Here is a 19,673-nt window from a genome sequence, read left to right as displayed (position 1 = left end):
CAACAGCGCCGGTAAAGGCGACACTGGTTCCGGCCCCCGCGACGGATCCCGGCAGAACCGGGGGCGTGGGCCGAACAGCGGAAGCGTGCGGAGTCGTGGTGAGCGCAGGGCGGCCGAGACTGCTCCCTGGCGATTCACCGAGAGTCACTTGCCCGAGTTCACCCCGGGGGCCCTCGACGCCGCCGCGATCCTGAAGTCGGTCAACGACACGCTCCTGCCCGTGGTGGAAAAGGAGCTGGAGGAAGCGACGGAAAAACTGGGCGCGGCGTTGGCTGACAAGGAGACTCAGGCCGAACAGGTCTCCGCGTTCCGGGCCGAGCTGATGCGGCGAGTGCTTCCTCAGTTCACCGAGGCGGTACGCAAGGGCGTGCTGGAGAGCATCCGCACGCGTCAGATGCACCTGGCCCAGCTGGCCGTCCTGCACCGGCAGGCGCTGGACGCGAAGACCTTGAGGGCGATGCTGACCCGCCTCGACCACGAGGCGGCGAAGGCCGGCCTGCAGATCGTCGGCGATACCGGCGATCAGTCGCTGTTCAACGTCGTGGAGGACCAGCCAGGTGTGACGCAGAAAGGCCCGGTCACCTTTGAACTCGTCGCGCCGGCCTACATCGACAAGGAGTCCGGGAAGCTTGTCGAACGTGGCTGGCTGCGGGCCGTTGCCAAGGTCTCACCCGAGGAAATGACGCGTCGGCAGAGGCGCAGAGCAACCCATGGCGAAGCTGAGAAGAAGCAGCCGGAGAAGGAGGCTCCTGCACCGCAGGAGAGGAAGAAGCACCACCGGGGTCAGGAACCCCAGAAGCAGCAGCAGAAGGGCAACGGGCGGCGGAACGACGGGTCACGTCCCCGCACTGGGGGAAACGGGGACCGCCGAACGAAGCAAAGGGGAACGCGATGACTTTCGGTATCGACTTCGGCACCAGCAACTCCGTGGTGGCCCATTGGAACGGGCACACCACCGAAGTGCTGCCGGTCGACGGCGACAACGTGCCCGCCCAGTGGCAGATGTCGGAGTTCGAGCAGCTCTTCCCCTCCGTGCTGTCCGTCCGCGACCTCCAGCGCACCCTCTGCTTCGGCTGGGAGGCGAAGACCGGCACCAGTGAACCGCTCGACGCCGTGAAGCGCATGCTCGGCACCCGCTCCGGTGCCGAGAAGGATGGCGACGTCGACGGCCTCGAGGTGGCAGCCCAGCTGGAGGAACACCACGTCTGGGTGGGCTCGGAGAAGTTCCACAGTACGGTCGCGGCCGCCTCCCTCTTTAGCCGTATGAAGGAAGGTGTCTCCGCCCAGCTGCTCGACCTCTCCGACGCGGTCGTCACCGTCCCCGCCAACGCCACGGGCGGCGCCCGCTACCGCACCCGCGCCGCAGCGGCGCTCGGCGGAGTGAAGGTCCGGGCTCTGCTCAACGAGCCCACCGCGGCTGCCATCTCGTACGCCCACGACGTCCCGATCCCGGGCCGTTTCCTCGTCTTCGACTGGGGCGGTGGCACCATCGACGTCACCGTGCTCGAATACGACGACGGCCTCTTCGAGGAGCAGACCTCCCGCGGCATCACCGCTCTCGGAGGTCTGGAGTTCGACAACGCGCTGGCCCAGCTGATCCAGCAGAAGATCGGCCTGACCGCGGACCGGCTCACCAAGGCCGAACGACGCCGGTGGCGCCGGTCGGTCGAGCTGACGAAGATCGCCCTGTCGTCCGTGCCGATGGACGGCGCGCTCTTCTTCGACCTCCCGGTCGGCCTCGCACCCTCGATCTCGAGGCGTGAGGTCAGGATCACCGCGGCCGAGTACACCGAGGCGATCACCCCGCTCGTCACCCGCGCCTTGGAGCCGGTCCAGCAGGCCCTGGCAGACCTTGCCATCACACCGGAGGACATCGACTCCGTCCTGATGATCGGCGGCACCTCGCAGATCCCCCAGGTGCGGCACGCCTTGGGGGAGCTCCTCGGTCATGACCGCATCGTCGACAGCGGCCTGTGCCGGCCCATGACCGCTGTCGCCCGAGGTGCAGCCATCTACGCGGCCTCGCTCGACGGTGAACTCGGCGACGACAGCGATTTCTCCCTGGTGACCAGCTACGACCTGGGCACGGCTGTGAGCGCGGGGGAACAGAAGGGCTTCCGCGCCATCATCCGGCGCAACGCGACGCTGCCCGCGGAGGGTTCGGCCAACTTCTACCCGGACACGCCGGGCGCCTCCTTCGTGCGCGTGCCGGTGATCGAGGGGGAGGTCGGCTACCCGGCCGACAGCGATCGTGCCTTTCCGCTGGCCAACATCGAGGTGGATCTCCCGACCCGCGAACAGGACATCCGCCGGAACAAGATCGAGATCAAGTTCCGCTACAACGAGAGCGGCATCCTGCGGTTCACCGCCACCCACGCAGCCACCGGCAAGCAACTCGTCGAGCGTGAGATCGATTCCTTCGGTCCCGACGGCACCCCTCTGCAGCACGGCCTGGAGGAGGAACTGACGCGCCTCTTGGCCCACACCGTCCGCCCGTTCGCCGACGGCTCCTCCAACGTCCGACACCTCTCGGCAGCCGAGTCGGCCAACGCCCGCCCGGCACCGATCGACATGTCTGTGCGGAGGGTGGAGGCCGATCCGGCCGTAACGGTCAACGGCGAGCCGCAGGGCGTGGTGACGGGGGGACTTTGACCAGCCTCCGAGCTCCGACGGCCAATTTGCGGGTGCGCCGGTAACTCGTTCCACCGCTGCGGTAGGCGTCGGCAACCGATGGGTCTCGTCCATGGCCGCCGACACCTGGGTGCCAGTCACACGTTGTCCGTCCGTGGCTGGTCCACCAGTGCCCGGCCGGGCTGGATGCCGCGTCGTTGCGCGTTCGGATCAGCGACTCAGCGGTGAGCGGGTCAACGCTGGATCGGTGCCGTCCGGCGTCTCGCGGTGGAAAGCGGTGTGAGGCCAGCCCGACGACGTCGGTGAGGGTCCCATGGATCGTTGCCCCCGCCTGCCCTGGCGCGGAGGGAACCGCCATCGGCGCGGCCAGGATTACCGGACCTGGCCGAAGGAGACACCACGGACTGGTACGCCGGCCTGCCGGGCATGTGTCGCAGGGCCACGCCGGTCACCCGCCCAGCGGTGTGGGCCGAATCAACGGCTGTTTCTCACATAGTCGACGTAGCGATGCCCGCCACCGTCGGCCGGACCCCCGCGTGGGCCGGCCGACGATAACTGGTCCATGCTGGCTCAGCTCCCCGCGCAGTAGTTCATCAGCGTGTCATGGTTGGCCTTGAACTGGTCGTAGATCGCCGCGTTGTCGATCTTCAGCAGCGTCTCGTCGTTGGCCCGCAGCGCCGAGTAGGTGTAGTTGTGGCTTCCGGTCCACACCAGCTTGCGGTTGGCGACCCCGTCGTACGTTCCCTGGATCAGCAGGTACTTGGAGTGCACCCCGATCTTGTAGGTGCCGTCGGGGCTGTTCTCGTAGCACTCGACCCGCTTGGTCAGCTTGCCGTAGAGGGTGTCCGTCACGGTCTGGCTCATGGAACCCGGCGCGCCGTCGGCCGCCAGGTAGACCGAGCACCCCGAGTTCACCAGGCTGACCAGCTTCTTGGCGACCTCGTCGCGGCTGAAGAGGTTCATGCCCACGCGGATCTGGGTGCCTCCGGAGCAACTGACGTTGTCCAGGATCAGTTTGACGGTGTCGGTGCTCGCGTCGTTGTTCCACGACGTGCCGGACGCCTCGTGGCGGGGGAAGAAGTACGCCTTGTACGGGCCGGTGGAGCTGGTCGGCGTCTTGTAGTAGTCGGTGTCGCCCGACGAGGAGGAGCCGTAGGACAGCAGGTCCGAGAAGTACGACTGGTAGATGCCGTACAGGCCGGAGTCCGGGATCGTCACGGCGTTGTTGAAGTAGGTGGTGCGCTGCGAGGTGGTCATGTTGTGCGAGGTCTGCACCACCACGTTGCTGGCGCCGCCCACGTTGGAGAACAGCCAGAACTTGTTGTGGTTGATCGCCGGATCGCCGGAGGTGAGCTCCCGGGTCCCGATGCAGCCGCGCGCCTTGGGGCAGGCCATCACCCACGACGACTGGGTGCGGTCGGTGCCCAGGCCGTCCCTCAGGGTGGCGTACTCGCCCCCGCTCATGGTGGTGGTGGTGTCGTCCACGATGATGCGGACCTTGACGCCTCGCGCCTTCGCGTCGACCAGCGCCCGGGCGGCCGTGTCGTCGGTGAACGTGTAGGCCGCGGCCGTGATCGACTCCCCGGCGGGGGTGGCGTCGATCAGGCTGACGATGTAGTCGCGGATCCGGTTCTGGTCGGCCGTGGTGCCCGACGGGTCGTTGAAGACGGCCGAGGTGGTCACCGTGACGGCGGCGTGGGCCGGGCTTGAGGCAATCAGGACGGTCGCGGGGAGCAGGGCGGCCGTCAGGACCGCCCTCCACATCTTCGTCGGTCGACGCACAACGATCCCTTCGGGTGACGGGCCGGGACTGAGCGTATGTCAGGAGCCGTCGACAGACTGCCCGTTGACCGCTGTCCGTGGCAACAGTCCGTACGTGGACCGCGCCCCGCCCCGTGCACCGCGCGCCCGGTGCGTCCGCCGCGGTAGAAGGACTGTCCGCGCGGCCTTGCGCGCGGCCCGGCTGTTCTGTCCAATCCCTTGACGATCGCCTCTCCGGCCGGTTAACTCACGTCCTAAATTAAGTCATGAGTGCAATCCCCGAAGGGACCCGGGAGCCATGCGCAGCATCCGAGCCGCGGCCGTAGGCGCCGTCACCCTGTCTCTCGCCCTCGCGGCCACGGCCTGCGGAGGCGGATCGTCCACCAACGGCGGGTCGAACGACTCACCCAAGACGCTGACGTACTGGGCCTCCAACCAGGGCGCCAGCGTCGCCGTGGACAAGAAGGTCCTCCAGCCGGAACTCGACAAGTTCGAGAAGCAGACCGGCATCAAGGTGAAGCTGGAGGTCGTGCCCTGGTCGGATCTGCTCAACCGCATCCTGACCGCGACCACCTCCGGCCAGGGCCCGGACGTGCTGAACATCGGCAACACCTGGAGCGCCTCGCTCCAGGCGACCGGCGGGCTGCTGTCGTGGGACGAGAAGAACTTCGCCAAGATTGGCGGCAGGGACCGGTTCTCCGACACGGCTCTCGGCTCGACCGGCGCCCAGGGCAAGGACCCGGCCGCCGTTCCCCTGTACTCGATGGCGTACGCCCTCTACTACAACAAGAAGATCTTCGCCGACGCCGGCATCAGCAAGCCCCCGGCCACCTGGGACGAGCTGATCGCCGACGGCAAGAAGATCACCGCCAAGGGCAAGTCCGTGCTCGGCGCCGAGGGCGCCAACCTGTCGGAGAACATCCACCACGTCTTCGTCTTCGCCAAGCAGCACGGCGCCGACTTCTTCACCGCCGACGGCAAGCCCGACTTCACCAACCCCAAGGTCGTCGAGGCGGTGAAGAGCTACGTCGACCTGATGGCCAAGGACAAGGTCATCCCGGCCGGTGACGCCGAGTACGCGCAGAACCAGTCCGTCAGCGACTTCGCCAAGGGCAAGCAGGCGATGCTGCTGTGGCAGTCCGCCACCGCCAACCTCAAGTCCCAGGGCATGAGCGAGGACACCTACGGTGTCGCGCCGGTCCCGGTGATCTCCGGGACGCCCGGCGCCGGAGCCCAGGTCAACTCGGCGGTCATGGGCATCAACATCGCCGTCTTCAAGAACACGCACAACCTCGACGGCGCCACGAAGTTCGTGAAGTTCATGACCTCCGACGCCGAGCAGAAGATCCTCAACACGGCGTACAGCTCCATCCCGCCGGTCAAGGCCGCCCAGGGCGACGCGGCGTTCAACGCGCCGGGCACCGCCGTGCTGAAGGACACCCTCGCCAAGAGCGCCGCCGCGCTGCCGCAGGTGCCGTCCGAGTCGCAGTTCGAGACGGCGGTCGGTACGGCCGTCAAGGAGCTGTTCGCCGACGCCGCCGCCGGACGCGCCGTGACCACCGACTCGGTCAAGGCGAAGCTGGAGAAGGCCCAGCAGCAGATGCCGGCGGCGTGACCACGATGACCTCCACCGCACTGAAGGAACCGGTGCGCGAGACCTCCCCCGGTGCGGCGCGCGAACCCCGCCGCCGCACCGGGCGGATCAGACGCGTCTCCCTGCCGTACCTGCTCCTGCTGCCCGCCCTGCTCCTCGAACTCCTCGTCCACCTGGTGCCGATGGCGATCGGCATCGTGATGAGCTTCAAGCAGCTCACCCAGTTCTACATCCGCGACTGGGGCACCGCCCCCTGGAACGGCTTCGACAACTACAAGGTGTCGGTCGACTTCGACGCCCCCGTCGGAAAGGCGCTGCTCCAGTCCTTCGGCATCACGGTCGGCTTCACCCTGCTGTCGGTCGGCCTGTGCTGGCTGATCGGCACGGCCGCCGCCGTCTACATGCAGGGCACCTTCCGGGGCCGCGGCCTGCTGCGCGCCCTGTTCCTGGTGCCGTACGCGCTGCCCGTCTACGCGGCCGTCATCACCTGGGTGTTCATGTTCCAGCACGACAACGGCCTGGTGAACCACGTGCTGCACGACCAGCTGCACCTCACCGACAAGCCGTCCTTCTGGCTCATCGGCGACAACAGCTTCTACGCCCTGCTCACCGTGTCCGTGTGGAAGGGCTGGCCGTTCGCGTTCCTCATCGTGACGGCCGGGCTGCAGAACATCCCCCGGGAGCTGTACGAGGCCGCCGCGCTGGACGGCGCGGGGATGTGGCAGCAGATCCGCCGCATCACCCTGCCGTCGCTGCGCCCGGTCAACCAGGTGCTGATCCTGGTGCTGTTCCTGTGGACGTTCAACGACTTCAACACGCCCTACGTGCTGTTCGGCAAGGCCGCTCCCGAGGCCGCCGACCTCATCTCGGTGCACATCTACCAGTCCTCCTTCGTCGCCTGGAACTTCGGCACCGGCTCGGCCATGTCCGTCCTGCTGCTGCTGTTCCTGCTCGTCGTGACGGGCGGATACCTGCTGCTGACCTCGCGCGGACGGAAGGCCTCCCATGCGTGACCTGTCGCTCGCGCCCCCGCGCACCTCGCCGATGGCGCCCCCGCGCTCCTTCGTGTGGTCGCGCCGGGTGTTCCTCACCCTGCTCGCCGGGTTCGTGCTGCTCCCGGTGTACGTGATGATCTCCAGCTCGCTGAAGCCGCTCGCCGACGTCACCGGCAAGTTCCGCTGGCTGCCCAGCGAGCTGACCATCCGGCCGTACATCGACATCTGGTCGACCGTGCCGCTCGCGAAGTACTTCATGAACTCGCTGATCGTGGCGGGCGCGGCCACGGTCTGCTCGGTGGTCATCGCCGTGTTCGCGGCCTACGCCGTCAGCCGCTACGACTTCCGCGGCAAGCGCGTCTTCACGGTCACCGTGCTGTCCACGCAGATGCTCCCGGGCATCCTCTTCCTGCTCCCGCTCTTCCTCATCTACGTCAACATCGGCAACGCCACCGGCATCGCCCTGTTCGGCTCCCGCGGCGGGCTGATCCTGACCTACCTCACCTTCTCGCTGCCGTTCTCCATCTGGATGCTGATCGGCTACTTCGACTCGGTGCCGCGCGACCTGGACGAGGCGGCGCTCGTGGACGGCTGCGGCCCGTTCGGCGCGCTGTTCCGGATCGTCGTACCGGCCGCGATCCCGGGCATCGTCGCGGTCGCCGTCTACGCCTTCATGACCGCCTGGGGAGAGGTGCTCTTCGCCTCGGTCATGACCAACGACAACACCCGCACCCTCGCCGTCGGCCTCCAGGGCTACTCCACCCTGTACGACGTCTACTGGAACCAGATCATGGCCGCCTCACTGGTCGTCAGCGTGCCCGTGGTGGCCGGCTTCCTGCTGCTGCAGCGCTATCTCGTCGCGGGTCTGACGGCGGGCGCCGTCAAGTGACCCCCACCCCTGATCCCGAAGGGACTTCCGTGTCCAAAGCCATCGACCTCGCAGCCCTCCCGCACGACTTCCTGTGGGGAACGGCCACAGCGGCGTACCAGATCGAGGGGGCCGTCGCCGAGGACGGCCGTTCGCCCTCGATCTGGGACACCTTCTCCCACACCCCGGGGAAGATCGCGAACGGTGACAACGGCGACGTCGCCTGCGACCACTACCACCGCTGGCGCGAGGACATCGGCCTGATGCGGCAACTCGGCGTCAACGCCTACCGGTTGTCCGTGGCCTGGCCCCGGGTTGTCCCCGGCGGCACCGGCGCGGTGAACCCCAAGGGACTCGCCTTCTACGACGAACTGGTGGACGCGCTGCTGGAGGCGGGCATCACCCCGTCCGTCACGCTCTACCACTGGGACCTGCCGCAGGCGCTCCAGGACCGTGGCGGCTGGCCGGAGCGGGACACCGCCCTGGCCTTCGCGGAGTACGCCTCCGTGGTCGCCGAACGCCTCGGCGACCGCGTCAAGCTCTGGGCCACCCTCAACGAGCCGTCCTGCTCGGCCTGGATCGGCCACCTCGAGGGCACGATGGCGCCGGGCTGGACCGACCTCACCGCCGCCGTCCGCGCCTCCTGCCACCTGCTCCTCGGCCATGGCCTCGCCACCCAGGCGATCCGCGCCGCCGCCCCCGGCGCACAGGTCGGCATCGTCAACAACCTCTCCACCGTGCACCCGGCCGGCGACCGCCCCGAGGACCTGGCGGCGGCCCGCCGGCACGACGGCCACGTCAACCGCTGGTGGCTCGACCCGGTGCACGGCCGCGGCTTCCCCGCCGACATGGTGGAGACCTACGGCGTCGAACTCCCCGTCGACGAGGCCGACCTGGCCACCATCGCGGCCCCGCTCGACTGGCTCGGCCTGAACTACTACTTCCCCGCGTACGTCGCCGACGACCCCGAGGGGCCCGCTCCGTACGTCCTTTCCGTCCGCCGCGAGGGTGTCCCGCGCACCGGCATGGACTGGGAGATCGACGCCTCCGGCATCGAGACGCTGCTGCTGCGGCTCACCGAGGAGTACGGCGCCCGGAAGATCTACGTCACCGAGAACGGCTCCGCCTTCCCGGACGTGGTCCGCCCCGACGGCAGCGTCGACGACCCGGAGCGCCAGGACTACCTGGAGCGCCACCTCGCCGCCTGCGCCTCCGCCGCCCGCAAGGGCGCCCCGCTGGCGGGCTACTTCGCCTGGTCGCTGCTGGACAACTTCGAGTGGGCGTACGGCTACGACAAGCGGTTCGGCCTGGTCCACGTCGACTACCGCACCCAGGTCCGCACCATCAAGGGCAGCGGCCGCCGGTACGCGGACATCGTCCGCGTACACCGCGGCCAGACACGCCGGGCCGCCTGAGCCCCGGCCCGGACGGCCGGTGGACACGACTGGGGAGTTCGTGTCCACCGGCCGGCCCTCCCCGCGAATGTCATGTACCTGACAGCTTACGTCAGGAAGCGCACCTCCACCCCACAAGGAGAGCCGCATGCCCAGCCGCATCCCCCGCACCCTGCTCGCCGCCCTGGCCGCCACGGCCCTGCTCTGCTCCGGCCCGCTCCTGGCCGAGCCCGCCGCCGCGGCCCCCGCCGCCGCCGGCTGGGACACCGACCGCGCGGCCGCCGCCTACGCGGTGAACCCCGCGGCCGTCACCGCCTCCGGCAGCGAGAACGCCGGCACCGCGCCCGGCCTCGCCTTCGACGGCAACGGCGCCACTCGCTGGTCCAGCAACTTCGCCGACGACGCCTGGATCCGCGTCGACCTCGGCTCGGTGATCCGGGTCGACCGCGTCGTCCTCGACTGGGAAGCCGCCTACGGCAAGCGCTACGTACTGGAGGCGTCCCGCAACGGCACCGACTGGACGCCCTTCTACACCGAGACCGCGGGCACCGGCGGCTCGGTCACCGCGCACACCTACCCCCAGGAGGTCACCGGCCGCTACGTCCGCCTGCGCGGCCTCGAACGCGCCACGCCGTACGGCTACTCGCTGTGGGACTTCAAGGTCTACGGCGGCGAACCCGCGCCCGCGTCGACCACCCGCACCAACCTCGCCCTGAACCACCCCGCGTACTCCAACTTCTACCAGCACGCCGGGAACTCACCCGCGTTCGTCACCGACGGCGGCTGGCCCGCCAACCTCAAGGACGACGCGACCCGCTGGTCCAGCGACTGGAACGCGGACCGCTGGGTCTCGGTCGACCTCGGCGCCCCCTCGGTCATCTCCTCCGTCGACCTCTACTGGGAGGCGGCCTACGCCGTCGACTACCAGCTCCAGGTCTCCGACGACAACCGCACCTGGCGCACGGTCTACCAGCCCTCGGCCGCCGACGTGGCCGCCCGCCGCGCCAACGTGAAGTCCCCGGCCGATGCCGTGGGCCTGCACGACACCGTCACCCTGCCCGCACCGGTCACCGGCCGCTACGTCCGCATGCTCGGCAAGGAGCGCCGCTCCTTCTACAACCCCGCCCCCGCCACGGCCCAGTTCGGCTACTCGCTCTACGAGTTCCAGGTCTGGGGCACCGGCGGCAGCGCCTCCGCCGCCTACCCGGCCCTGCCCGCCGACCAGACGGGCACCTACCGCACCACCTTCTTCGACGACTTCACGAGCGCCTCGCTCGACCGCTCGAAGTGGCGTGTCGTGCGCACCGGCACCGAGATGGGCCCGGTCAACGGCGAGTCCCAGGCGTACGTCGACTCCCCGGACAACATCCGCACCGAGAACGGCGAGCTGATCCTCCGGGCGAAGTACTGCAAGGGCTGCACCCGGGCGGGCGGCGGCACCTACGACTTCACCTCCGGCCGCATCGACACCAACACCCACTTCGACTTCACCTACGGCAGGGTCAGCGCCCGGATGAAACTGCCCGTCGGCGACGGGTTCTGGCCGGCGTTCTGGCTGCTCGGCAGCAACGTGGACGACCCGTCCGTCTCCTGGCCGGCCTCCGGCGAGACCGACATCATGGAGAACATCGGCTACCCCGACTGGACCAGCACCGCCCTGCACGGCCCCGGCTACTCGGCCGACGGCAACATCGGCGCCCGCCAGACGTACCCGGGCGGCGGCACGGCCGACCAGTGGCACACCTACGCGGTGGAGTGGACCCCGACGGCGATGCGGTTCCTCGTCGACGACCGCCTGGTCCAGGAGACGACCCGCAACCAGGTGGAGTCCACCCGGGGCCAGTGGGTCTACGACCACAACCAGTACGTCATCCTGAACCTCGCCCTCGGCGGCGCCTACCCGGCCGGCTGGAACAAGGTCACCACCCCCTACTGGGGCCTGCCGCAGTCCAGCGTCGACCGGATCGCGGGCGGGGGAGTGCAGGCGGAGGTGGACTGGGTGCGGGTGGAGCAGAAGGGGTGACGGCGAACTGAGGCATCCTGGTACGACGAGCCGTGTAGGAGTGAAGGGCCGGCGATGGATCTGGTACTCGACCCGCCACGCGGAGTCGCGCCGGTCCTACTGGGCATGACGCTCGACGAGGCGCTCGCCGCGGTCCCCGACTGGGGCGAGCCCCGTGTGCTGCGACGCCCGAGCCGGAACTCGGCCAAGGCGTCCTGGACCCTCGACCACGTCGGCGTACAGGCCCTGGTCGAGGGTGGCACCCTCGTCACCGCGATCGAGCTTTGGTGGCCCGGCGAGGGCCGGACGTCCAGCACGCGCGTTCTGCTCCACGGGGACGAGGTCTTCACCACCCCCGCCGTTGACCTCTTCCGCCGTGCCGCCGGCCGGGGCTGGACGGTCGACACGTCGCGGCCGGAGTACCCGGTGATCGCCGGTGTGTCGCTCGGCTTCACCCGCCAGACCTCACAGGAGGTCGACCGGGACGCCGACGGTCTCCCGAGGTACGTCACCTCCGTGCTGGTGGGCGGGGAGGACTACTACGGCCACCGCTGCCCAGAGCGCCGTTGACCTCGCACGCCCGCCTCCGCGAGGAACCGGCTGGGCTTGCCGGACCGGGAGACGTACGGGCTGTCGCGGGCCCGGGTCCAGGCGAGGAAGAGCAGGCAGGGTTTGGACATCAGGTCCGTCTCGTGCTGCTTGGCGTCCAGCTCGGGCGGCGTGATCGCCTTCGGGAAGGGCAGTGCACGACAGGCCGGGGTGGGTAACGCTCAACAGGGGAAGGAGTGCAAGACCAACCGGTGCGAGGGGTGGAAGACTGGCGGCTGGGGGTCGCTTCAGTCCGTCCGCACGGCGCGGTAGCGGACCGGTCGATCCTCCACCTTCACCAGCAGCCCGTCGTTCGCGAGGCCGCGCAGGATCCGGCGGGTGTGCTTCTGTTGCGGCTCGTGCCCGGCGTCGCGCAGTGTGTGTAGGCCGCGCACGGTGTCCCAGTAGCCGCCGTACAGGCGCACGGCATTCTCCAGCGCGGCGCGCTGGCTGGAGGCCGATCCGGTCAACGCCCCGCTCCCCCGGCCTGCTCGGAGTTGGTGACTTCATAGAGTCAACGGTGTCGTACTCTGCGTAGCGTTGACCAGGAGTGATGCGCTGACGGGTACGGGCTGTAGACGCGGTCGGTGCGCTTGTACGTGGTCTTGGGCGTGGCCGGTTCCCGCGCCCCATGTTGGCTGACTGGTCGGTTGCACGAAAGGAGCTGCGGCGTGGACGACGAGGTTCGGCAGCCGGAGTACGAGGTTGGGGCGCGGGGAATGGGTTGGGTCGGGCTCCGATGGCCTGGCATGGTTCAAGAGCAGTCACAGCGCCGGTGATGGCGGCCAGTGCGTGGAAGTAGCCGCCACCCCCGACAGGGTCCACATCCGTGACTCGAAGGACACAACTCGCGCCGCACTCGCCGTGGACCCCACGGCCTGGACGGAGTTCGTCGCCTTCGCGGCACTCTGAACAGACGCGGGGCCCTCGGCAAGCGCACCGCTTGCCGAGGGCCCCGCGCACGTCCGCTCGCGCAACACCTTCAGTAGCCCAGGCGCCCTGCTCGCCGGATGCCCGGGCCGGCGCCGGCCGGTGCGGCGGTCAACGTCCGCCTCGGGCCCGGTGCCGTGCTCGGCTGAGACTGAGGTCAGAACGCCTTCAGATAGACCCTGGCCTGATCGTCCTTGAGCGCCTGGACGTAGATGTCGATCCACTGCACCTTCTTGCGGCGATCGTCCTTCACGCACGGAGGGCAGACACCAGCCGAGCGGGCTCCCTTCAGCGTCTGCGGCTCGGCCAGCCCAAGGTGCCGGAACAGCTCGCCATCCGGGGCGAAGTCGGCCTTCTTCAGCTTCAGCGGTTCTTCGGGCCGAAGGTCCGCCGCGATGCCCTCGGCGTTCTTCTCGCTGGTGACGAACGAGAGGAGGTAGATGTCCTCCTGCGGGTTGATCTGCACAGCTCCCTTGACCTCGGTTGCACCCTTGGGCGCCATCACGTGCATGAACGCCGACGCCTCGGGCGCGCCGGCGTTCTCGTCCCACCGCGAGGTGCGCCCGTCGGTCACACGGCGATCGTCCGTATCCGGGCTGGAGCAGGCGGAAAGCAGAAGAGTGGCTGCCACTGCCGCGATGAGGAGGGCACTTCGTTTGGTCGTCACCGGTTCTCCTCGTCGCCGCGCGAGACGTCGCCGCGGGTTCCTTCTCGTCCTTGGTCCGGCGGGTTCACTGTCGGTTTCGCATCGCTGTTCAGGTCGTAGGTGTACGTGGAGCTACTGCCTCGCATGTCGAACTCCTGAGCAAGTACGGTCTTGTGCAACCGTCCCATCTCGCGGACGAGGGGGTGTTCGTGCCCGGCCGCGTCAACGCCGCGGGAAAGACCCTCACGGACTTCGAAGTGCACCCCAATCACATCGCTGACGCCATCCGCAGCAATCCCAACTACCACGGCGAGCCGGTGCGCCTCATCTCCTGCTACTCGGGCGCGGACGCGAGACCGCCCGAGCTGCCTCTCGCGCAGTCCGTCGCCAACGAGCTCGGTGTGCCCGTGACGGCGCCGACGAGCAAGGTGGGAACGTCCCCCCAGCTCGGCCTCAACCAGACCCCCACCATCGGCAACAATGGCTACTGGCGCACCTACCTGCCCATGGCCCACTAGCGGCAAGCTCACAGGAGTAGAAATGATCAAGCGGGCGGGCTTCTACCGGGAGATCGGCGGTCAGGCCGCCACGGCGGACGATGCGCCGTCGCTGCGCGATGCCGTACAGGAGAATGGGCCCTGGGACGAGGACCGTATCCTCGCCTACCTGGAATCGGCCCTGGAGATCTACACCACGATGGGCGCCGAGCGTGACGTCCTCACCGGCGAAGAGTGGATCGTCGGCTCCGGATCTTTGATGACGGATGGCACCTGGCTCTGGCCCGTCGATCTCACGCACTACGTACGCCGTCACCACGCTGCTGTGCCACAGGAGTTCCTGGACCACATCCGGGCCAACAACTACACGGTCCCTGTGGTGCCCGACGAACGGGCCAGGAATATTTTCCAGGAGGAGTTCCCGGACCACGCTCCCGCTGCGGCCCCGTCCAAGGCTGAGGGCTTCTTCACCTGGTACATGCCGAAACTGGACAGCGCGCGTGCCCACCAGCTCCTCACGCATATGGAGGACGCCGGGCTCTCCGCCGTGCACCCGCTGACCAATGCTCTCTTCGGGTTCCGTGAGACGCCGGTCGGAAACCGTGAGCCGCTGATGGGGGATGGCGCAGCCCTGGCCGCCACCTTGGCCGCCGATCGATACGCGAAGGTTGAGTTCACCTGCTGGAAGGGCTACGACCAGCCCCTGACCGGTATCGTGCGACGCACGGACGAGACGACGCAGAGCATCACGCTGCGTCTCACCGACGTCCCCGTGTCCGACCGCGAGGAGGTGGTCGCGGCACTGGTGCGCACGCTCGATCAGGATGCGGCCGACTGCCGCGGGTTCGTCATCGACCGAGCCGGCGTTTCAGCTTCCCAGGACTGGGACCGCATCCTCGTCGGCAACGGTGGGCACTTCACCGTGTGGCCCGACACCGTCGGCATCCTCCGGGACCGCGTGGGCAGCCATCCCGAGCTGGACGACAGCGAGCCGACCGCTTATGGCCCGCTCGACGTGTTCCACCGCGTGTGAACCTTCGACTGCCCTACAGGTCCCAGGACTGGTCCGACGGTCCTGATCGGGGTTCCGTCCGTTCAGGGTGTGGGCGCCCGTCCGGTTCCCGGACGTCCCGGGCGCGGAAGTCGGCCTGCCGTCGCCGCCCGGAGCCGATGACCGGGGCAGACAGTGAGAACGAGCCACCGCTGTCCACGCTGCTCGCCGGTGCCGACTTCTCACCGCATGGATCTGTTCCGGCTCCACCGGCTCTGGCGTCACCGCTGATCCCGTTCATGCCGTCAGGCCTTCCCGCTCCGAGGAGTTCGTCATGCCGCCCCGCTTCGAGACCGCCCGCTTCCACGTCGACTCAGGCCCCGACTCCCTCTTCACACGAGTCCGGCACATCCTGAGCGAACCGGCACAGCTGAGGGCGCACGGCGCGCACGTGACCGAACGGCTCCAGCAACGAGACGCGCCCCTGCGGAGCCTCACGCGCTTCGATCCAGGCAGCTGGGAGTTGGTCTCGGCAGAGGTGCGCACGGACACCGGGAAGTGGGTGAAGTCGACCTGGCGGGTGCGGGCGGACGAGCGGTACTGGTGGGTGGTGATCGGACTGGGCAACGCGCTCGTCACCGTGATCGACGTCGATCCGTATCGCCGGGGTATGGGGGAGGGCATCATCACCGGAGGCGCCCTGTACGCACGTGTCGACGCCGTCAACGCGGAGCTGATGCGTGGCAAGTAGAAGCGGCCCGGCAGTCGCGGTTCCTGGCGAGTACCGGCCGGGTCTCCAGCGGCACCGCGCGGTGGCACGGCCCTACCCGGTCAGGCGCCGACGGACGTACCGCCGCACGGCACCGGCCCCGAGAGGTCCGGGTCGCCGAACTCCGCACGCAGCGCCTGGAACGCCGTGACCTTGTCCTCGCCGAAGCGGCGGACGTGGGTGGCGTACTCGGTGGCGGTGAGGAACGCCGACGGGCGGGACTTGGTGTGGAACTTGTCCGCGTACATCACCAGGCGTTCCTCCTCCGTCTCCGCCAGGTAGTCGGCGGGGGGCAGCGGGAGGCCCTGGCTGAGGATGTCGTGCCGGGTGAGGCCGACGCCGGTGTGGTGGGAGCAGAACCGGCGCAGGGGCTCGGGGTAGCCCTCCCGCTCCAGGATCGCGTGGCCGAGCAGTCCGTGCCGGATGTACTGCTTGTGGTCCAGCCGGCCGTCGGCGTCGTAGAGGCGGTAGACGCCGATGTCGTGGAGGAGGCAGCCGGCGCGGACCAGGCCGGCGTCGAGGTGGCTCAGGCGCGGGGCGGACAGGAGCTGTTCGGCGATGCTCCAGACGATCTCGCAGTGCGCGTGGACGAGGGCGAACGCCTCGGCGGTGGGCGCGTACTTCTCGTGCAGCGCACGGATCTCGTCGGGTCCCGGAATGCTCATCCGGCGAGCGTAACAACCACCCTGGGCCGGCCCGGGCCCGGCCCGTCCGGCCCGGGCCGGCTCCGCTCATCCGATCGAGCACTCCTTCGCGCTCAGCGGCTTGGTGCTGCCCGCCGGTCTGCTGCACAGCACCTTCGTCTCCGAGGTGCCCTGAGGGGTCCTGCGGACCCGCTTGATGACGATGCTGTGGCCGCGCCGTTCGCCGTACAGCGGCGCGTCGGTGAAGTCGATCGTCCCGGTGGCCATCCCGTCGAGCTTCACGCCCCTGAGGTTCACCCAGGTCGCCGCGCGGCTCTGGCGCACGTCGCCGAGGCTGGCCGCCCAGTAGAGGGCACGGGTGGCGTCGTGGGCGAGGGCCGTCTGGCCGCTGGCGAAGTCGGTGGAGTCGTACGTGACCGTCTTGCCCTCCAGCCAGGGCAGGTACTTGGCGGCTTCCTGGTAGAAGGCGGTGGCGGACGCCGCCTCCTTCAGCTCGGCCAGGGCGGCGTGGTAGAGCGTGATCCTCGGGGCCACGCCGTCGCGGCCGCCCGTGCCGGAGAACCTGGCCTTGCTCAGGTCGTCGCCGGTGAGGATGGAGATCTCCCGGTCCGCGCAGCCCGGTTCGGTGCCCAGCTGGGTCATCAGCGGACCGATGTCCTCGACCCGTCCGGCGAAGTAGATCACCGAGGGGACGTTCCCCGCCCGGCAGATGCTCTCCGCGCGCTGGCGCAGTTCGGGCTTGCCGTTCGCCACCCGGTAGCGCTGCTCGGGCAGCATCCGGAAGCCTTCCTTGAGCAGCATCTTCCCGCCGTAGGCGGCCTGTTCGCCGGTGTAGCGGTCCTGCGAGTCCTTGGTGTCGCGGGCCAGGACCAGCGCGTACGGGTCCTTCTGCCGGGTGCGCAGCTGCCGGGCGACGTAGCCGAGCGCCTCCGCCTGGTGCTCGTCGGGAGCCGCGAGGCTGAACCAGTTGGAGAACTGCTTCGGCAGGTAGGTCGCCGAGTTGGTGCCGGAGACGATGGGCAGTCCCACCGTGTGCAGCCGGCGCGTGACGTAGGTGCTGCTCTGCAGGTCGCGTCCGAAGCCGACCACCCCGACGACGGTCGGGTCCCGGTCGGCGTACCGGGCGATCGCGTCCGCCGCCACCCGCTGCTGTCCCATGTCCACACCCGCGTTGGCGAGCAGCACCCGGAGTTTCACCGTGTAGTTCTCGTTGACCACGCGCTGGGCGAGGTACACGCCGGCCAGCTCCTCGGCGCCCTTGACGAGGGAGGAGTCCGTCGCGGAGGAGCTCAGCGGTCCCGCGTACACGACGGTGACGTACGTGCCGGGGTGGTGCTGCAGCACGTCGGCGTTCTCGGCGCGCACCAGGTCCTCCAGCTCACGCATCCGCTTGCCGTCCCCGTCGGCCCCGCCCGTGAGGTACGCGCCGAACCGGACGTCCCCGGTGGCTATGCCGACGCACTCCGTACCGCCGCCGGGCGCGGGACGCCGTACGGTGTCGCGGTCGGCGCTCACCAGGCCCGCCGAGCAGTACGCACGGTGCAGTTCGAGGGAGTGGACGATCCCCGCGGTGCCGACGAGGACGAGGACGAGAGCGAGGCTGTACGCCGACCACACCACGCGGGCGAGCGGCGGACGGTGTCTGGCCCGCACGCACCGCCAGTCCGCCTGCCGCAGCTGCACCAGCTCGTCGCGGGGCAGCGGCACCCTGAGCACCCAGGGCAGGGCGTTGGTCCGGCTCGGCGACTGGTCGGCACGGAGGTTCCCCGCCCACTCGTCGTACCAGTGCCGCAACCGCTGCTCCAGGCGCCAGGGCGGGGGCTGCGGCGGGCCGGCCGGTGGCTCCGCGTCCGTACCGCGGTCGAGCAGCGCCGCGTCGCCCGTCGCCACGCCCGCCACGATCAGCAGCGGGTCCAGCTCGCTGCGCCGGCTGCGGACGTCGCTGACCGCCCTGATCAGTTCGACGCCGCCGTTCTCCCGGCTGATCCGGCGCAGGAACAGCACGGGCGGACGCGTCCGCTTGAGCCCCCGAAGGTCCCAGCTGCCGCGCCGGTGGTTGTCCCGCAGGTCCTCGAAGAGCGCCAGCACGTACAGCTGGAGCGGGAACGGGCCGCCCTCCCGCATCGCCTCGGCCACGTCGTAGGCGCGGGCGGCTATCGCCCTCCAGGAGTTGACGGGCCGCAGCAGCCGCACGCTGGTCGACCGGCGGCGGGCGGCGGACTGGAGGAACGTCGTGGTCAGGAACCACCGGCTCTCCCTGCGCAGCCACAGGAAGAGGGGTGCGCGTCCGGGTACGTGGTTGAGGCCGGCGAGCAGGATCATCAGCCCGATGCCCGCCAGAGCGGCGACGTACCACTCGGGGCGGGTGAGCAGCGCGGTGAACGCGCCCAGGATGCCCATGGGCAGGAACTGCTGCACGTCGTTGAGGAGCAACTGCCGGTGCCAGCGCGAGGGCCTGCGGGGCCGCCAGCGCTGCCGGGCCAGGATGCGCAGCAGGTGGGTCTGGGCCTGTTCCCGCTGCGCGTTGCCGTCCGGTGTGCCGGCGGGCGCGGCCGGCCAGTGCTCGCGCATCTCCGCGGCGTCGGTGGCCTCCTGGAGGGCGCGGACGAGGTTGAGGCGCGGAAAGGAGTACGGCCGGTAGGCGGCGGACCGGCCGCCCCACTTCCGCCAGTCGCCGAGGTCCCACAGCAGCCGCGTGGCCCTGGCCAGGGGGTCGACGTCCCCCGGCTGCGGCTCGGTCGGGGCGACGGCCAGGCGCGTCCCGTGGCGCTGCTGTCCCTCGCGCAGCTCGTCGACGAGTTCGGTCACGCGGTCGTCGTCCGCGGGGTCCTCGGCGTGCAGCACGATGACCGGCATCGGCCGGTCGCCGGTGCGGAAGTCCTGGATCAGGGACTCCAGCTGTCGCTGGACGTCGATTCCGGCCTCGGTCGACATGCCCGGGTGATCACCCGGGCAGTCCTGTGGGAAGCCGTGATCACGGCCTTGCATGGACACCCCCCGTGGTCTGAAGACACATGTGTCACAAGCGCTCTTGAGGATATCGCCCGGCAGTGACAATTCGTTCCCGGCGGAATGCTGCGCGGGCGGTGGCGGGGGGCTGTGCCTCTTCAGCGGGGGAGGGGTGCGCTCTTCTTGCGGGGGGTCGGAAGCCGCTGCCCCATGGACGCTGGTGCCGGGCGCATGCCTGAGCGGGGGCGTGCCCGGAGCACATCGGGGTGAGCGGTCGGGGGTCGGGGGGATCCGGGGAGAGCGGTGGTTCCGGCCGATGTGGGCCTGCGGGGGTGTCGGGCGCCGTCGGGGGCCCGGTGGGGGCGGTTCCGGGCAGGTGACGACCGTTCCTGGCGCAAGCCCGGGGGCCTCTTC

Annotated in this window: 18 protein-coding genes and 1 pseudogene; 12 read left to right on the top strand and 7 right to left on the bottom strand. The window is 69.5% G+C overall.

Annotated features, from left to right (window positions below; translation table 11 throughout):
* Window positions 1-148: 148 nt before the first annotated feature.
* Together LG395_RS00530 and LG395_RS00525 are read left to right on the top strand one after the other, a co-directional pair.
* Window positions 149-895 carry a hypothetical protein gene (locus LG395_RS00530; RefSeq protein ID WP_225808014.1) on the top strand — a complete coding sequence of 249 codons (747 nt, stop codon included), beginning with the start codon at window positions 149-151 and terminating at the stop codon, window positions 893-895.
* Entirely contained in the window at window positions 892-2,652 is a 1,761-nt protein-coding gene (locus tag LG395_RS00525) for an Hsp70 family protein (protein ID WP_225808013.1), read from the top strand. The genes LG395_RS00530 and LG395_RS00525 overlap by 4 nt, the downstream gene beginning before the upstream one ends.
* A gap of 549 nt (window positions 2,653-3,201) precedes the next feature.
* On the opposite strand, the gene LG395_RS00520 is transcribed toward LG395_RS00525, so the two are convergent.
* The gene (locus tag LG395_RS00520; protein ID WP_225808012.1) at window positions 3,202-4,413 is read right to left on the bottom strand and encodes a phospholipase D-like domain-containing protein; all 1,212 of its coding nucleotides are present in this window, start codon (window positions 4,411-4,413) and stop codon (window positions 3,202-3,204) included.
* Between the two features lie 277 nt (window positions 4,414-4,690).
* Between LG395_RS00520 and LG395_RS00515 the strand changes: the two genes are divergently transcribed.
* The 6 genes from LG395_RS00515 to LG395_RS00490 all read left to right on the top strand — a co-directional run bounded on the left by LG395_RS00515 (window position 4,691) and on the right by LG395_RS00490 (window position 11,815).
* Window positions 4,691-6,007 carry an ABC transporter substrate-binding protein gene (locus LG395_RS00515; RefSeq protein ID WP_225808011.1) on the top strand — a complete coding sequence of 439 codons (1,317 nt, stop codon included), beginning with the start codon at window positions 4,691-4,693 and terminating at the stop codon, window positions 6,005-6,007.
* Window positions 6,008-6,012: 5 nt separating this feature from the next.
* Entirely contained in the window at window positions 6,013-6,999 is a 987-nt protein-coding gene (locus LG395_RS00510) for a carbohydrate ABC transporter permease (protein WP_225808441.1), read from the top strand.
* Window positions 7,000-7,030: 31 nt separating this feature from the next.
* A complete protein-coding gene (locus LG395_RS00505) occupies window positions 7,031-7,870 on the top strand; it encodes a carbohydrate ABC transporter permease (protein WP_171159541.1) in 840 nt (279 codons plus the stop codon).
* A gap of 29 nt (window positions 7,871-7,899) precedes the next feature.
* Entirely contained in the window at window positions 7,900-9,264 is a 1,365-nt protein-coding gene (locus LG395_RS00500) for a GH1 family beta-glucosidase (protein ID WP_225808009.1), read from the top strand.
* Window positions 9,265-9,391: 127 nt separating this feature from the next.
* Window positions 9,392-11,266 (top strand): discoidin domain-containing protein, encoded by a 1,875-nt coding sequence (locus tag LG395_RS00495; RefSeq protein ID WP_225808008.1) that lies wholly within the window; start codon window positions 9,392-9,394, stop codon window positions 11,264-11,266.
* Window positions 11,267-11,320: 54 nt separating this feature from the next.
* A complete protein-coding gene (locus LG395_RS00490) occupies window positions 11,321-11,815 on the top strand; it encodes a hypothetical protein (protein ID WP_225808007.1) in 495 nt (164 codons plus the stop codon).
* On the opposite strand, the pseudogene LG395_RS41595 reads toward LG395_RS00490, so the two are convergent.
* Window positions 11,785-11,991: pseudogene (locus tag LG395_RS41595) on the bottom strand (hypothetical protein); the annotation flags it as partial. The gene LG395_RS00490 and the pseudogene LG395_RS41595 overlap by 31 nt on opposite strands.
* A 90-nt stretch (window positions 11,992-12,081) precedes the next feature.
* Window positions 12,082-12,303 (bottom strand): hypothetical protein, encoded by a 222-nt coding sequence (locus LG395_RS00485; RefSeq protein WP_171150005.1) that lies wholly within the window; start codon window positions 12,301-12,303, stop codon window positions 12,082-12,084.
* Window positions 12,304-12,538: 235 nt separating this feature from the next.
* Between LG395_RS00485 and LG395_RS00480 the strand changes: the two genes are divergently transcribed.
* A complete protein-coding gene (locus LG395_RS00480; protein WP_171151004.1) occupies window positions 12,539-12,745 on the top strand; it encodes a DUF397 domain-containing protein in 207 nt (68 codons plus the stop codon).
* 175 nt (window positions 12,746-12,920) lie between these two features.
* On the opposite strand, the gene LG395_RS00475 is transcribed toward LG395_RS00480, so the two are convergent.
* On the bottom strand, window positions 12,921-13,430 hold the full coding sequence (locus LG395_RS00475; RefSeq protein ID WP_225808006.1) for a hypothetical protein: 510 nt from the start codon (window positions 13,428-13,430) through the stop codon (window positions 12,921-12,923).
* Window positions 13,427-13,555, bottom strand: a complete 129-nt coding sequence (locus tag LG395_RS41085; RefSeq protein ID WP_263981965.1) for a hypothetical protein — start codon at window positions 13,553-13,555, stop codon at window positions 13,427-13,429. The genes LG395_RS00475 and LG395_RS41085 overlap by 4 nt, the downstream gene beginning before the upstream one ends.
* 27 nt (window positions 13,556-13,582) lie before the next feature.
* On the opposite strand from LG395_RS41085, the gene LG395_RS00470 reads away from it, so the two are divergent.
* The 3 genes from LG395_RS00470 to LG395_RS00460 all read left to right on the top strand — a co-directional run bounded on the left by LG395_RS00470 (window position 13,583) and on the right by LG395_RS00460 (window position 15,648).
* Window positions 13,583-13,927: a DUF8616 domain-containing protein gene (locus LG395_RS00470; protein WP_225808005.1), complete on the top strand. Its 345-nt coding sequence runs from the start codon at window positions 13,583-13,585 to the stop codon at window positions 13,925-13,927.
* A gap of 22 nt (window positions 13,928-13,949) precedes the next feature.
* A complete protein-coding gene (locus tag LG395_RS00465) occupies window positions 13,950-14,939 on the top strand; it encodes a hypothetical protein (protein ID WP_225808004.1) in 990 nt (329 codons plus the stop codon).
* Between the two features lie 292 nt (window positions 14,940-15,231).
* Entirely contained in the window at window positions 15,232-15,648 is a 417-nt protein-coding gene (locus LG395_RS00460; RefSeq protein WP_225808003.1) for a hypothetical protein, read from the top strand.
* Window positions 15,649-15,728: 80 nt separating this feature from the next.
* Here LG395_RS00460 and LG395_RS00455 read toward each other — a convergent pair whose 3' ends face one another.
* On the bottom strand, window positions 15,729-16,331 hold the full coding sequence (locus tag LG395_RS00455) for an HD domain-containing protein (RefSeq protein ID WP_225808002.1): 603 nt from the start codon (window positions 16,329-16,331) through the stop codon (window positions 15,729-15,731).
* A gap of 66 nt (window positions 16,332-16,397) precedes the next feature.
* On the bottom strand, window positions 16,398-19,244 hold the full coding sequence (locus tag LG395_RS00450) for a type 1 periplasmic-binding domain-containing protein (protein ID WP_225808001.1): 2,847 nt from the start codon (window positions 19,242-19,244) through the stop codon (window positions 16,398-16,400).
* Window positions 19,245-19,673 lie beyond the last annotated feature (429 nt).

Source organism: Streptomyces spinosus (genome assembly GCF_020400655.1).
Lineage (GTDB): Bacteria > Actinomycetota > Actinomycetes > Streptomycetales > Streptomycetaceae > Streptomyces > Streptomyces argyrophylli.
The sequence above is the reverse complement of the archived record's forward strand: the minus strand, read 5'-3'. Positions and strand labels throughout refer to the sequence as shown.

Bases quoted from the DNA above. Each gene is read 5' to 3' on its own strand.
- LG395_RS00505 (WP_171159541.1), top strand. From the start codon at position 7,031: ATGGCGCCCCCGCGCTCCTTCGTGTGGTCGCGCCGGGTGTTCCTCACC.
- LG395_RS00490 (WP_225808007.1), top strand. From the start codon at position 11,321: ATGGATCTGGTACTCGACCCGCCACGCGGAGTCGCGCCGGTCCTACTG.
- LG395_RS00525 (WP_225808013.1), top strand. From the start codon at position 892: ATGACTTTCGGTATCGACTTCGGCACCAGCAACTCCGTGGTGGCCCAT.
- LG395_RS00495 (WP_225808008.1), top strand. From the start codon at position 9,392: ATGCCCAGCCGCATCCCCCGCACCCTGCTCGCCGCCCTGGCCGCCACG.
- LG395_RS41085 (WP_263981965.1), bottom strand. From the start codon at position 13,555: ATGCGAGGCAGTAGCTCCACGTACACCTACGACCTGAACAGCGATGCG.
- LG395_RS00510 (WP_225808441.1), top strand. From the start codon at position 6,013: ATGACCTCCACCGCACTGAAGGAACCGGTGCGCGAGACCTCCCCCGGT.
- LG395_RS00460 (WP_225808003.1), top strand. From the start codon at position 15,232: ATGCCGCCCCGCTTCGAGACCGCCCGCTTCCACGTCGACTCAGGCCCC.
- LG395_RS00450 (WP_225808001.1), bottom strand. From the start codon at position 19,244: ATGTCGACCGAGGCCGGAATCGACGTCCAGCGACAGCTGGAGTCCCTG.
- LG395_RS00515 (WP_225808011.1), top strand. From the start codon at position 4,691: ATGCGCAGCATCCGAGCCGCGGCCGTAGGCGCCGTCACCCTGTCTCTC.
- LG395_RS00455 (WP_225808002.1), bottom strand. From the start codon at position 16,331: ATGAGCATTCCGGGACCCGACGAGATCCGTGCGCTGCACGAGAAGTAC.
- LG395_RS00465 (WP_225808004.1), top strand. From the start codon at position 13,950: ATGATCAAGCGGGCGGGCTTCTACCGGGAGATCGGCGGTCAGGCCGCC.